The organism is Streptomyces sp. PL-25 (assembly GCF_058344915.1).
The window spans coordinates 1069094-1082738 of record NZ_CP136997.1; the positions used below are offsets into that span (position 1 = coordinate 1069094).

At 65.3% G+C, this 13645-nt stretch carries 7 protein-coding genes and 3 rRNA genes; 2 read left to right on the forward strand and 8 right to left on the reverse strand.

Annotation, left to right across the window (positions count from 1 at the left end; all coding sequences use genetic code 11):
* Nucleotides 1-3: 3 nt before the first annotated feature.
* The 7 genes from R4Z62_RS04715 to R4Z62_RS04745 all read right to left on the reverse strand — a co-directional run bounded on the left by R4Z62_RS04715 (nucleotide 4) and on the right by R4Z62_RS04745 (nucleotide 9834).
* Nucleotides 4-336 carry a small basic family protein gene (locus R4Z62_RS04715; protein WP_006134295.1) on the reverse strand — a complete coding sequence of 111 codons (333 nt, stop codon included), beginning with the start codon at nucleotides 334-336 and terminating at the stop codon, nucleotides 4-6.
* A complete protein-coding gene (locus tag R4Z62_RS04720) occupies nucleotides 333-1253 on the reverse strand; it encodes a DUF881 domain-containing protein (protein WP_107440582.1) in 921 nt (306 codons plus the stop codon). Before R4Z62_RS04720 ends, R4Z62_RS04715 begins: the two co-directional genes overlap by 4 nt.
* A gap of 144 nt (nucleotides 1254-1397) precedes the next feature.
* Entirely contained in the window at nucleotides 1398-3893 is a 2496-nt protein-coding gene (locus tag R4Z62_RS04725; protein ID WP_491519202.1) for a sugar phosphate nucleotidyltransferase, read from the reverse strand.
* 116 nt (nucleotides 3894-4009) lie between these two features.
* Nucleotides 4010-4618 (reverse strand): cardiolipin synthase ClsA, encoded by a 609-nt coding sequence (gene clsA / locus R4Z62_RS04730; RefSeq protein WP_018571207.1) that lies wholly within the window; start codon nucleotides 4616-4618, stop codon nucleotides 4010-4012.
* 107 nt (nucleotides 4619-4725) lie between these two features.
* A 5S ribosomal RNA gene (gene rrf, locus R4Z62_RS04735) occupies nucleotides 4726-4842 on the reverse strand.
* 84 nt (nucleotides 4843-4926) lie between these two features.
* Nucleotides 4927-8044 (reverse strand): 23S ribosomal RNA (locus R4Z62_RS04740).
* Between the two features lie 265 nt (nucleotides 8045-8309).
* A 16S ribosomal RNA gene (locus R4Z62_RS04745) occupies nucleotides 8310-9834 on the reverse strand.
* Together the 16S, 23S and 5S rRNA genes form the textbook arrangement of a ribosomal RNA operon.
* Nucleotides 9835-10400: 566 nt before the next feature.
* Here R4Z62_RS04745 and R4Z62_RS04750 point away from each other — a divergent pair.
* Nucleotides 10401-10850, forward strand: coding sequence for a PTS sugar transporter subunit IIA (locus R4Z62_RS04750; RefSeq protein WP_491519203.1), 450 nt, complete (start codon nucleotides 10401-10403; stop codon nucleotides 10848-10850).
* Nucleotides 10851-10927: 77 nt separating this feature from the next.
* Entirely contained in the window at nucleotides 10928-12598 is a 1671-nt protein-coding gene (gene ptsP, locus R4Z62_RS04755; RefSeq protein WP_385503027.1) for a phosphoenolpyruvate--protein phosphotransferase, read from the forward strand.
* A 129-nt stretch (nucleotides 12599-12727) separates the two neighbouring features.
* Here ptsP and R4Z62_RS04760 read toward each other — a convergent pair whose 3' ends face one another.
* Nucleotides 12728-13636: a DUF8829 domain-containing protein gene (locus tag R4Z62_RS04760; protein WP_064531550.1), complete on the reverse strand. Its 909-nt coding sequence runs from the start codon at nucleotides 13634-13636 to the stop codon at nucleotides 12728-12730.
* Nucleotides 13637-13645 lie beyond the last annotated feature (9 nt).

Consider the following 13645-nt stretch of genomic DNA (forward strand, 5'->3'; position numbering starts at 1 on the left):
CGCTCACGCCCGGAAGACGTGGCGCCGGATGGCCGCGGCGTTGGAGAAGATCCGGATGCCGAGGACGACCACGACCCCCGTGGACAGCTGGGCACCCACGCCCAACTTGTCGCCCAGGAACACGATCAGCGCGGCCACGACCACGTTCGACAGGAACGACACCACGAAGACCTTGTCGTCGAAGATGCCGTCCAGCATGGCCCGCAGCCCGCCGAAGACGGCGTCCAGCGCCGCCACCACGGCGATCGGCAGATACGGCTCGACGACCGCCGGAACCTCGGGCCGGACCAACAGGCCGGCCACCACTCCCACGATGAGGCCCAGTACGGCGATCACGATGTGCCCTTCCCAGTCTTGTTCTGCTCTGCGGTCGGCCGCGCGGTGCGTACGATCACACTCGGTGCCGCGGGCAGCCGGAGGTCACTCTCCACGGAGATACCGGTCCGGATGCCGTAGTTGTCCTGCAGCGCGTTCAGGTACAGCCCGTCCGGACTGTCCTGGAACCTGCTGCTCAGCCGCTGCCCGTCCCCCACCGCGAGCACCGTGTACGGCGGCACCAGCGGCCTGTTGTCGACCAGTATGGCGTCACCCGCCGCCCGGATCGCGGACAGGGCGGTCAGCCGCTGCCCGTTGACGGAGACGGCCTCGGCCCCCGACTGCCACAGCCCGTTGACGACGCGCTGCATGTCCCGGTCGCGCACCCGTCCGGTGTCGGAGAAGCCGGACGTCTCGCGCGGTTTGCCGGAGCCCCCCGAACCGGCTTCCTTCGCGTCGTTCACGACGAGCTTCACCCCGGGGCCGTGCACCTCGGTCGCGCCCGCCAGGATCCCGGCCAGGTCCGCCTGCGCGTTGCCGCCGCTGTGGCTGAGCGCCTGCCGCTGGCGCGCGTTCACGTCGTCGCGGAGCTGGTCGACGCCGTCCTCCAGCTTGTCCGCCGCCGCCGTCTCGCGGTCGATGCGGTCGATCAGCTCCTGGCGCTCCTTGGCGACCACGGGCGCCGCCACGCGCGCCTGTGCCGCTCCCACGGTGACGACGAGCGCCGCGAGCACCAGACCGGCGGCCAGTCCCAGCCGCGCGCGGAGCGTCTTGGGCAGCCCGCCCTCACCGGCGGCCTTCTTCCGTGCGGCGGCCTCGGCGTAACCGTCGTCGAGGCTGTGGTCCATGACGTTGGTGATCAACGACATGGAGGCATCAGGACGGGAGGGCCGCGGGGGTGTGCTCCGAATGGGGGGTCGCTGCGGCATGCCGCACATCGTCGCACGCCTGGGGCGATACCTCCGAACGGCCCCCACCGGCGTGCCGGACAGGCTCCCCCGGGCTCACTCGTCCTGCACGCGCGCGCGTGCAGGACGTCCGGCGGGACCGGTGCCCGCGCGGGGCGGGCACCGGCGGCCGGTCTACCGTCCGGCGCTGTCGACGACCGCCGACCACTCGTCGAGCAGGGCCTGCGCGGAGGCGTCGTCGGGACCCTCGGCCCACAGATGGGTGACCGCCTCGGCCGGGTCGGGCAGCACCATCACCCAGCGGCCGTCGGTCTCCACGACCCGCACCCCGTCCGTCGTGTCCACGAAGCGCTCCCCGGCCGCCTCGACGACCCGGCGCATGACCAGGCCCTTGACGGCCCACGGCGTGGCCAGATCCCGCTTGAGGACATGGGCCCGCGGGATCCGCGCGTCGATCTGGCTGAGGGTCAGCTGCGTGCGCGCCACCAGACCGATGAGCCGTACGAAGGCGGCCGTGCCGTCATAGACGCTGCTGAACTCCGGGACGATGAATCCGCCCTTGCCGTCACCGCCGAAGATCGTCCCCTCCTCGCCGCCGACCCGGGTGAGGTCGTCCGGCGACGTGGTCGTCCACTCCACCTGCGTCCCGTGGTACGCGGCGACCTGCTCGGCGATACGGGTCGTGGTGACCGGCAGCGCCACCCGGCCGCTGCGCCGCTCGGCGGCGACGAGGTCCAGCATGACCAGCAGCGCCCGGTCGTCCTCGATGATCCGGCCCTTCTCGTCGACGAGCGACAGCCGCTCGCCCACCGGGTCGAACCGCACGCCGAACGCGGCCCCGGAGGACGCCACGATCTCGCCGAGCCGCACCAGGCCGGCCCGGCGCATCTCCTCGGTCTCCGTCGGCCGGGACTCGTCCAGGCCGGGGTTGATGGTCAGCGAGTCCACCCCGAGCTTGCCGAGCAGGCTCGGCAGGACCAGGCCGGCACTGCCGTTGGAGGCGTCCACGACCACCTTGAGGCCCGCCTCGGCGATCCCGGTCGTGTCCACGTTGCGCAGCAGTGAACCGGTGTACGAGTCGAAGACGCTGGAGGGGAAGTACAGGTCGCCGATCTCGCCGGGGAACGCCCGCCGGTACTCCTGCCGCGCGAAGACCCGGTCCAGCTTCCGCTGGCTGCCCTGCGACAGGTCGGCGCCCTGCCCGTCGAAGAACATGATGTCGACCGAGTCCGGCACCCCGGGCGACGTGCGGATCATGATGCCGCCGGCGCTGCCGCGCGCGGTCTGCTGCCGGGCGACGGGCAGCGGTACGTTCTCCAGGTCCCGTACGTCGATGGCGCTGGCCTGGAGCGCGGAGATGACGGCCCGCTTCAGGGCACGCGCACCTCGGGAGTGGTCGCGGGCGGTGGTGACCGTGGAGCCCTTCTTCAGGGTCGTCGCATACGCTCCCGCGAGCCGTACGGCGAGTTCCGGGGTGATCTCCACATTCAGGATGCCGGAGACGCCACGGGCCCCGAAGAGGTGCGCCTGGCCCCGCGACTCCCAGATGACCGAGGTGTTGACGAAGGCGCCCGCCTCGATGGTCTTGAACGGATACACCCGCACATTGCCCTGCACGATCGATTCTTCGCCGATCAGGCACTCGTCGCCGATGACCGCGCCGTCCTCGATGCGCGCGGCCCGCATGATGTCGGTGTTCTTGCCCACGACACAGCCGCGCAGGTTGCTGTGCTGCCCTATGTACACGTTGTCGTGCACGACGGCCTTGTGCAGGAAGGCACCGCTCTTGACGACGACGTTCGACCCGACGACGGTGTGCTCGCGGATCTCCGCGCCGGCCTCCACCTTGGCGTAGTCACCGATGTACAGCGGACCGCGCAGCTCGGCGTCGGGATGCACCTCGGCGCCTTCCGCGACCCAGACGCCCGGCGAGATCTCGAAGCCGTCGATGTCGACGTCCACCTTGCCTTCGAGGACGTCGGCCTGGGCCTTCACGTAGCTCTCGTGGGTGCCCACGTCCTCCCAGTAGCCCTCGGCGATATACCCGTAGATGGGCTTGCCTTCCTTCATCAGTTGCGGGAAGACATCGCCGGACCAGTCGACGGGGACATCGGCCTCCACGTAGTTGAAGACCTCGGGCTCCATCACATAGATGCCCGTGTTCACGGTGTCGGAGAAGACCTGACCCCAGGTCGGCTTCTCCAGGAAGCGCTCGACCTGGCCCTCTTCGTCGACGATGGTGATGCCGAATTCCAGGGGGTTGGGAACGCGTGTAAGACACACGGTCACCATCGCGCCCTTTTCCTTGTGGAACCGGACCAGGTCGGTGAGGTCGAAGTCGGTCAGCGCGTCGCCGGAGATGACGAGGAAGGCGTCGTCCTTCAACGCCTCCTCGGCGTTCTTGACGCTTCCCGCGGTACCGAGTGGCTTCTCCTCATTGGCATAGGTGAGCTCCATGCCGAGCTCTTCACCATCACCGAAATAGTTCTTGACCAGCGAAGCCAGGAACTGGACTGTGACGACGGTCTCATTCAGCCCATGCCTTTTGAGCAGCCGCAGAACGTGCTCCATGATCGGCCGGTTGGCCACCGGCAGGAGCGGCTTGGGCATGCTCGAGGTCATCGGGCGAAGGCGTGTGCCTTCGCCTCCGGCCATCACGACGGCCTTCATGTCGGAAGCGTCCTCCTCCAAGAGATGACGATCTAGCCGACTTCACCCGTCCTGATTGTCCCGCACTTTTCCGAAGCGGGCCATCGGAGCCACCGCGGCTGCCCGAATAGGCGAGCTCAGTCGGCCATGGCGTCCGCACGGACAAGACGGCGGACTTGCACCACGTAGAGGACTCCTGCCCACCAATAGAGGGTTGTACCCCATCCGGCGAACGCCCATCCGAAAATAGCAGCGAGTGACGAGATCCATCCGCTTCCGTCACTGAGGAGAAGCAACGGGAAGGCGTACATCAAGTTGAACGTCGCTGCCTTCCCCAGGAAGTTCACCTGCGGCGGCGGGTAGCCGTGACGCCTGAGGACCGCCACCGCCACCAACAACATCAATTCCCGGGCGAGCAGCGCGGCGGTCAGCCAGACCGGCAGAATCTCGCGCCAGGTCAGCCCGACGAGCGTGGAAAGGACGTAGAGCCGGTCGGCGGCGGGGTCGAGAAGCCGGCCGAGGTTGCTGATCTGGTTCCAGCGCCGCGCGAGTTTGCCGTCCAGATAGTCGCTGATGCCGCTCAGCGCCAGAACCAGCAAGGCCCAGCCATCACTCTTGGGGCCGCCGAACTCCGGTCTGAGGATCAACCACAGGAACAGCGGTACGCCGACGAGCCTCGCCATGCTGAGGATGTTGGGGATGGTGAGGACCCGGTCTGTCTGGACACGGGTCTCCTGGACCTCCACCCGGGGGCCTCCTGGGAAAAAGTGCCTACGATGCCCCCTGACCCTACCTCAACGCAAAAAAGCTCTGGCTCTTGGGCTGTTGCCCAAGAGCCAGAGCTCTAAAAGGAGTTCGGCGGTGTCCTACTCTCCCACAGGGTCCCCCCTGCAGTACCATCGGCGCTGTAAGGCTTAGCTTCCGGGTTCGGAATGTAACCGGGCGTTTCCCTCACGCTATGACCACCGAAACACTATGAAACAATCAACCGCACCATGTGTGGCACATGGGGTTGTTCGTGGTTTCAGAACCAACACAGTGGACGCGAGCAACTGAGGACAAGCCCTCGGCCTATTAGTACCGGTCACCTCCACACGTTACCGTGCTTCCAGATCCGGCCTATCAACCCAGTCGTCTACTGGGAGCCTTACCCCATCAAGTGGGTGGGAGCCCTCATCTCGAAGCAGGCTTCCCGCTTAGATGCTTTCAGCGGTTATCCCTCCCGAACGTAGCCAACCAGCCATGCCCTTGGCAGAACAACTGGCACACCAGAGGTTCGTCCGTCCCGGTCCTCTCGTACTAGGGACAGCCCTTCTCAAGACTCCTACGCGCACAGCGGATAGGGACCGAACTGTCTCACGACGTTCTAAACCCAGCTCGCGTACCGCTTTAATGGGCGAACAGCCCAACCCTTGGGACCGACTCCAGCCCCAGGATGCGACGAGCCGACATCGAGGTGCCAAACCATCCCGTCGATATGGACTCTTGGGGAAGATCAGCCTGTTATCCCCGGGGTACCTTTTATCCGTTGAGCGACGGCGCTTCCACAAGCCACCGCCGGATCACTAGTCCCGACTTTCGTCCCTGCTCGACCCGTCGGTCTCACAGTCAAGCTCCCTTGTGCACTTACACTCAACACCTGATTACCAACCAGGCTGAGGGAACCTTTGGGCGCCTCCGTTACCCTTTAGGAGGCAACCGCCCCAGTTAAACTACCCATCAGACACTGTCCCTGATCCGGATCACGGACCCAGGTTAGACATCCAGCACGACCAGACTGGTATTTCAACGACGACTCCACACACACTGGCGTGCACGCTTCAAAGTCTCCCAGCTATCCTACACAAGCCGAACCGAACACCAATATCAAACTGTAGTAAAGGTCCCGGGGTCTTTCCGTCCTGCTGCGCGAAACGAGCATCTTTACTCGTAGTGCAATTTCACCGGGCCTATGGTTGAGACAGTCGAGAAGTCGTTACGCCATTCGTGCAGGTCGGAACTTACCCGACAAGGAATTTCGCTACCTTAGGATGGTTATAGTTACCACCGCCGTTTACTGGCGCTTAAGTTCTCAGCTTCGCCCCACCGAAATGGAGCTAACCGGTCCCCTTAACGTTCCAGCACCGGGCAGGCGTCAGTCCGTATACATCGCCTTACGGCTTCGCACGGACCTGTGTTTTTAGTAAACAGTCGCTTCTCGCTGGTCTCTGCGGCCACCCCCAGCTCACGGAGAAAATCCGATCACCAGACATGGCCCCCCTTCTCCCGAAGTTACGGGGGCATTTTGCCGAGTTCCTTAACCATAGTTCACCCGAACGCCTCGGTATTCTCTACCTGACCACCTGAGTCGGTTTAGGGTACGGGCCGCCATGAAACTCGCTAGAGGCTTTTCTCGACAGCATAGGATCATCCACTTCACCACAATCGGCTCGGCATCAGGTCTCAGCCATATGCAAGGCGGATTTACCTACCTCGCGGCCTACACCCTTACCCCGGGACAACCACCGCCCGGGATGGACTACCTTCCTGCGTCACCCCATCACTCACCTACTAACCGCTCGGTTCAGCGGCTCCACCACTCCCCTCAACTCCGAAGAGATCAGGGCGGCTTCACGGCCTTAGCATCACGATGCTCGATGTTTGACGCTTCACAGCGGGTACCGGAATATCAACCGGTTATCCATCGACTACGCCTGTCGGCCTCGCCTTAGGTCCCGACTTACCCTGGGCAGATCAGCTTGACCCAGGAACCCTTAGTCAATCGGCGCACACGTTTCTCACGTGTGAATCGCTACTCATGCCTGCATTCTCACTCGTCAACCGTCCACGACTACCTTCCAGTGCCGCTTCACCCGGCAGACGACGCTCCCCTACCCATCCACACACCCGTTGGGGCTATTGTGAATGACACGACTTCGGCGGTACGCTTGAGCCCCGCTACATTGTCGGCGCGGAATCACTAGACCAGTGAGCTATTACGCACTCTTTCAAGGGTGGCTGCTTCTAAGCCAACCTCCTGGTTGTCTCTGCGACTCCACATCCTTTCCCACTTAGCGTACGCTTAGGGGCCTTAGTCGATGCTCTGGGCTGTTTCCCTCTCGACCATGGAGCTTATCCCCCACAGTCTCACTGCCGCGCTCTCACTTACCGGCATTCGGAGTTTGGCTAAGGTCAGTAACCCGGTAGGGCCCATCGCCTATCCAGTGCTCTACCTCCGGCAAGAAACACACGACGCTGCACCTAAATGCATTTCGGGGAGAACCAGCTATCACGGAGTTTGATTGGCCTTTCACCCCTAACCACAGGTCATCCCCCAGGTTTTCAACCCTGGTGGGTTCGGTCCTCCACGAAGTCTTACCTCCGCTTCAACCTGCCCATGGCTAGATCACTCCGCTTCGGGTCTTGAGCGTGCTACTCCACCGCCCTGTTAGGACTCGCTTTCGCTACGGCTACCCCACAACGGGTTAACCTCGCAACACACCGCAAACTCGCAGGCTCATTCTTCAAAAGGCACGCAGTCACGAGATACAGCAAGCTGCATCCGACGCTCCCACGGCTTGTAGGCACACGGTTTCAGGTACTATTTCACTCCCCTCCCGGGGTACTTTTCACCATTCCCTCACGGTACTATCCGCTATCGGTCACCAGGGAATATTTAGGCTTAGCGGGTGGTCCCGCCAGATTCACACGGGATTTCTCGGGCCCCGTGCTACTTGGGTGTCTCTCAAACGAGCCGCTAATGTTTCGACTACGGGGGTCTTACCCTCTACGCCGGACCTTTCGCATGTCCTTCGCCTACATCAACGGTTTCTCACTCGTCCCACGGCCGGCAGACCGTAGAAGAGAGATCCCACAACCCCGCATACGCAACCCCTGCCGGGTCTCACACGCATACGGTTTGGCCTCATCCGGTTTCGCTCGCCACTACTCCCGGAATCACGGTTGTTTTCTCTTCCTGCGGGTACTGAGATGTTTCACTTCCCCGCGTTCCCTCCACACTGCCTATGTGTTCAGCAGCGGGTGACAGCCCATGACGACTGCCGGGTTTCCCCATTCGGAAACCCCCGGATCAAAGCCTGGTTGACGACTCCCCGGGGACTATCGTGGCCTCCCACGTCCTTCATCGGTTCCTGGTGCCAAGGCATCCACCGTGCGCCCTTAAAAACTTGGCCACAGATGCTCGCGTCCACTGTGCAGTTCTCAAACAACGACCAACCACCCGTCACACCGAACAAACGATGCTTCACCGGGGCCGGCAAACTGAGGGCATCATTCCCTCAGGACCCAACAGCGTGCCCGACACGTTCCATCCATCCCCTTGCGTTCCACGCCGAAGCAGTACTAGCAGAAGACATCCGAACCGTGCCGAATAGTCAACGTTCCACCCATGAGCAACCGTGCAGAACATTTGCCTGCATTCGGCTATGTGCTCCTTAGAAAGGAGGTGATCCAGCCGCACCTTCCGGTACGGCTACCTTGTTACGACTTCGTCCCAATCGCCAGTCCCACCTTCGACAGCTCCCTCCCACAAGGGGTTGGGCCACCGGCTTCGGGTGTTACCGACTTTCGTGACGTGACGGGCGGTGTGTACAAGGCCCGGGAACGTATTCACCGCAGCAATGCTGATCTGCGATTACTAGCGACTCCGACTTCATGGGGTCGAGTTGCAGACCCCAATCCGAACTGAGACCGGCTTTTTGAGATTCGCTCCACCTCACGGTATCGCAGCTCATTGTACCGGCCATTGTAGCACGTGTGCAGCCCAAGACATAAGGGGCATGATGACTTGACGTCGTCCCCACCTTCCTCCGAGTTGACCCCGGCGGTCTCCCGTGAGTCCCCAGCACCACAAGGGCCTGCTGGCAACACGGGACAAGGGTTGCGCTCGTTGCGGGACTTAACCCAACATCTCACGACACGAGCTGACGACAGCCATGCACCACCTGTACACCGACCACAAGGGGGACCCTGTCTCCAGAGTTTTCCGGTGTATGTCAAGCCTTGGTAAGGTTCTTCGCGTTGCGTCGAATTAAGCCACATGCTCCGCCGCTTGTGCGGGCCCCCGTCAATTCCTTTGAGTTTTAGCCTTGCGGCCGTACTCCCCAGGCGGGGCACTTAATGCGTTAGCTGCGGCACGGACGACGTGGAATGTCGCCCACACCTAGTGCCCACCGTTTACGGCGTGGACTACCAGGGTATCTAATCCTGTTCGCTCCCCACGCTTTCGCTCCTCAGCGTCAGTATCGGCCCAGAGATCCGCCTTCGCCACCGGTGTTCCTCCTGATATCTGCGCATTTCACCGCTACACCAGGAATTCCGATCTCCCCTACCGAACTCTAGCCTGCCCGTATCGACTGCAGACCCGGGGTTAAGCCCCGGGCTTTCACAACCGACGTGACAAGCCGCCTACGAGCTCTTTACGCCCAATAATTCCGGACAACGCTTGCGCCCTACGTATTACCGCGGCTGCTGGCACGTAGTTAGCCGGCGCTTCTTCTGCAGGTACCGTCACTTTCGCTTCTTCCCTGCTGAAAGAGGTTTACAACCCGAAGGCCGTCATCCCTCACGCGGCGTCGCTGCATCAGGCTTTCGCCCATTGTGCAATATTCCCCACTGCTGCCTCCCGTAGGAGTCTGGGCCGTGTCTCAGTCCCAGTGTGGCCGGTCGCCCTCTCAGGCCGGCTACCCGTCGTCGCCTTGGTGAGCCACTACCTCACCAACAAGCTGATAGGCCGCGGGCTCATCCTGCACCGCCGGAGCTTTACAGTCTCCAAGATGCCTTGGAGACTCGTATCCGGTATTAGACCCCGTTTCCAGGGCTTGTCCCAGAGTGCAGGGCAGATTGCCCACGTGTTACTCACCCGTTCGCCACTAATCCCCACCGAAGTGGTTCATCGTTCGACTTGCATGTGTTAAGCACGCCGCCAGCGTTCGTCCTGAGCCAGGATCAAACTCTCCGTGAATGCTTCCCCGTAATCGGGGCGACACCACGAGAGCGGAACCAAGGGGAAGGAATGTTCCCCTGGTTCACAGCGTCCTCGCTGTGTTTTCTTCAAAGGAACCTCGTCCCGGCCATGACGGCCGGAGACGGGGTATCAACATATCTGGCGTTGACTTTTGGCACGCTGTTGAGTTCTCAAGGAACGGACGCTTCCTTTGTACTCACCCTCTCGGGCTTTCCTCCGGGCGCTTCCCTTCGGTGTTCCAAACTCTATCAGGCTTTTCCGGCCCTCTTGACCACCGTCCCGCGAGCATGCGGAAGGGGATCCAGAGATAGGATCTGACGAGTTGGGTTCTGCTCGGGTCGAGGACGCTCGTTCGCGTCGCTCACCCCCAGGCAGGAGTAAGACTGTACAGGGGCCCGTGGAGCGGGTGCAAATCCATGGGATTGGTGGTCTAGACCACTAAGGTGAGCTGTCGTAAGCTCTCGGCCGGAACCGGCACTTACCGTGACATACGCTGCTGGACAGCACGCCGTCCGGTACAGGCAGTGACGGCCCTATGAATCTCCACCCCTGGGAGGCTTCCCATGACCACCGTGACGTCCCCGCTCGCCGGACGTGCCATCGGACTGGCCAACGTGCCGGACCCCGTCTTCGCCGGCGCCATGGTCGGCCCCGGCACCGCCATCGACCCGGTGCGTGAGCCCTCCGAGGCCGTCGCTCCCGTGGACGGTGTCATCGTCTCGCTGCACCCGCACGCCTTCGTCGTCGTCGACGAGCAGGGCCACGGCGTGCTCGTCCACCTCGGTATCGACACCGTTCAGCTCGACGGCGAGGGCTTCGAGCTGCTCGTGAACAAGGGCGACACGGTGTCCCGCGGCCAGGCCGTGGTGCGCTGGGACCCCGCCGCCGTCGAGGCCGCCGGCAAGTCCCCCGTGTGTCCCGTCGTCGCCCTGGAGGCCACGGCGGAGTCCCTCGGCGACCTGCACGAGAGCGGCGAGGTGAAGGCCGGCGACAGCCTCTTCTCCTGGAGCTGACCGCCCCGCCGTTCGCCGGGACGGCGCACAGAACGACCACCACGGCGGCATGCGCCGCATTAACGGAGACGGGTGAGATGGAGACAACGCTGCGAGGCGTCGGTGTGAGCCACGGTGTGGCGATCGGCGAGGTTCGGCACATGGGTACGGCGGTCCTGGAGCCGCCCGCGAAGCAGATAGCGGCCGACGAGGCGGAGCGTGAGCAGGGGCGCGCCCGCCAGGCCGTGGACGCCGTGGCCGCCGACCTCACCGCGCGCGGCAACCTGGCGGGCGGCGAGGCACAGGCCGTGCTCGAGGCGCAGGCCCTGATGGCGCAGGACCCGGAGCTGATCGCGGACGTCGACCGGCGTATCGCCGTCGGCAGCACCGCGGAGCGCGCCGTCTACGACGCGTTCGCCGCGTACCGGGACCTGCTGGCGGGTGCCGGTGAGTACCTGGCGGGGCGCGTGGCGGACCTCGACGACGTGCGGAACCGTATCGTCGCGCGCCTGCTGGGTGTGCCGATGCCGGGTGTGCCGGACAGTGACGAGCCGTATGTGCTGGTCGCGCGGGATCTGGCGCCGGCCGACACCGCGCTGCTCGACCCGACGCTGGTCCTCGGCTTCGTCACCGAGGAGGGCGGGCCGACGAGTCACAGCGCGATCCTGGCGCGGGCGCTCGGGGTGCCGGCCGTGGTGGCGCTGCCGGGGGCCGGTGAGCTGGCCGAGGGCACGGTGATCGCCGTGGACGGCAGCTCCGGCGAGATCTTCGTGAACCCGAGCGAGGAGAAGAAGGAGCAGTTGGAGGCGGCCGCGGCCGAGCGCAGGGCCGCGCTGGCCGCCTCCACGGGTCCGGGCGCGACCTCCGACGGGCACAAGGTGCCGCTGCTGGCCAACATCGGCGGGCCCGCGGACGTCCCGGCGGCCGTCGAGGCGGGCGCCGAGGGCGTGGGCCTGTTCCGGACCGAGTTCCTGTTCCTGGACGACAACAAGAACGCGCCGTCCGAGGAGAAGCAGGTCGAGGCCTACCGGCAGGTGCTGGAGGCGTTCCCCGAGGGCCGTGTGGTCGTGCGGGTGCTGGACGCGGGCGCGGACAAGCCGCTCGACTTCCTGACGCCCGCGGACGAGCCGAACCCCGCTCTGGGCGTGCGTGGGCTGCGGACGCTGCTGGACCACCCGGAGGTGCTGCGCACCCAGCTGACGGCGCTCGCCAAGGCGGCCGAGGGGCTGCCGGTGCACCTTGAGGTCATGGCGCCGATGGTCGCCGACCGGGCCGACGCCAAGGCGTTCGCGGACGCCTGCCGTGCGGCGGGGCTGCGGGCGAAGTTCGGTGCGATGGTGGAGATCCCGTCGGCGGCGCTGCGGGCGCGGTCGGTGCTCCAGGAGGTGGAGTTCCTGTCGCTGGGGACCAACGACCTCGCGCAGTACACCTTCGCCGCCGACCGTCAGGTGGGTGCGGTGTCGCGGTTGCAGGACCCGTGGCAGCCGGCGCTGCTCGACCTGGTCGCGCTGGCCGCCGAGGCGGCGCGGGCCGAGGGCAAGAGCTGCGGTGTCTGCGGTGAGGCGGCCGCGGATCCGCTGCTGGCGTGTGTGCTGACCGGTCTGGGGGTCACCTCCCTGTCGATGGGTGCGGCGTCTCTTCCGTATGTACGGGCCGCGCTGGCCAAGTACACGCTGGCGCAGTGCGAGCGTGCCGCCGCGGCGGCACGGGCCACGGACAGTGCCGAGGAGGCGCGCGAGGCAGCGCAGGCGGTGCTGTCCGGCGAGTGAGCGGCCGGTGAGAGGACCGGTCCGCACACCGGCCGGTCCGTGAGGGGCGCTCCGCCTTCGGGCGGGGCGCCCCTCGTGCGTCCGGTGCCGGTTCTGTCCGGTGCCCGATCTGTTCCGTGCCGGTTCTGTTCAGTGTCGGTGCGGGGGTGTGGGTCCTTCGTCCCCGAGGTCGGGGGGTGTCGTGTAGTCCACGCCGGACTCGGGTGCGACGAGGTCGCCGGACTCGATGTCGGTGCAGTAGGCGTCGAAGACCTCGGCGGCGGTGAGCGGGTGCAGTCCGTCGCCGCGCAGGCGCCAGCCGTAGACGCGGTCGGGTGTGCCCGGTGCCGTGGTGCGCATGACGAGGCCGCCGGGGCTGCGGGTGGCGAGGCCGAGGGCCAGGACCGTGGTGAACTCGAGGGCTTCGGCCTCGTCGAGGCGGGTGGTGTCGTCCGGCGGGCCGTCGCCGTCCTGGTCGTCGGCACGGAGCGCGGCGAGCAGGGTCTCGGGTGCGGTGGAGACGCTGCACACCAGATGGCGGTTGCCGGGCGGGGCGGTGTCGAGGACGCGGACGAGGAGGCCGGCGGCCCTGGCGAAGGCGGCGCGGCCGATGTCCTCGCCGCATGCGGCGCAGGGGCCGAGCCGGGCGAGGAGGGTGGAGGCGTACTCCCAGGTGGCCTGGCGGACGGCCTCGTCGACGAGGGCGGGGACGAGTTCGGTGAGGGGCCGGCCGTCGTAGGGCAGGGCCGGGCCCGCGCCGGCGAGTTCGGCGGTGAAGCGGGCGCGGCTGGCGGCCGCGTCCGGTTCGAGGCCGGTCCGCGCGCAGAAGGCGGCGTATTCCTCGGGGTCGAAGAGGGCCACGGTGGTGTGGCCGCCCTGGGCGGCCCTGACCCTCAGGAGCGCCTCCACGTGGCGGAGGTAGGTGGTGTGGTCCTCGAAGACGAAGCTCCGGTAGCGCCGCATGGCGCGGAAGTCCTGTGCGTCGGTGAGCAGGCCGATGGTGCCGGCGATCTCGCGGCGCAGGGCGCGTCGCATGGTCCGGTGGTCGGTGTGCGCCATGTTTCCCCC

What these genes read in the sequence shown, in the direction of transcription:
- ptsP (WP_385503027.1), top strand. Translation starts at nt 10,928, where the DNA reads ATGGAGACAACGCTGCGAGGCGTCGGTGTGAGCCACGGTGTGGCGATC.
- R4Z62_RS04760 (WP_064531550.1), bottom strand. Translation starts at nt 13,636, where the DNA reads ATGGCGCACACCGACCACCGGACCATGCGACGCGCCCTGCGCCGCGAG.
- R4Z62_RS04750 (WP_491519203.1), top strand. Translation starts at nt 10,401, where the DNA reads ATGACCACCGTGACGTCCCCGCTCGCCGGACGTGCCATCGGACTGGCC.
- R4Z62_RS04720 (WP_107440582.1), bottom strand. Translation starts at nt 1,253, where the DNA reads ATGTGCGGCATGCCGCAGCGACCCCCCATTCGGAGCACACCCCCGCGG.
- R4Z62_RS04725 (WP_491519202.1), bottom strand. Translation starts at nt 3,893, where the DNA reads ATGAAGGCCGTCGTGATGGCCGGAGGCGAAGGCACACGCCTTCGCCCG.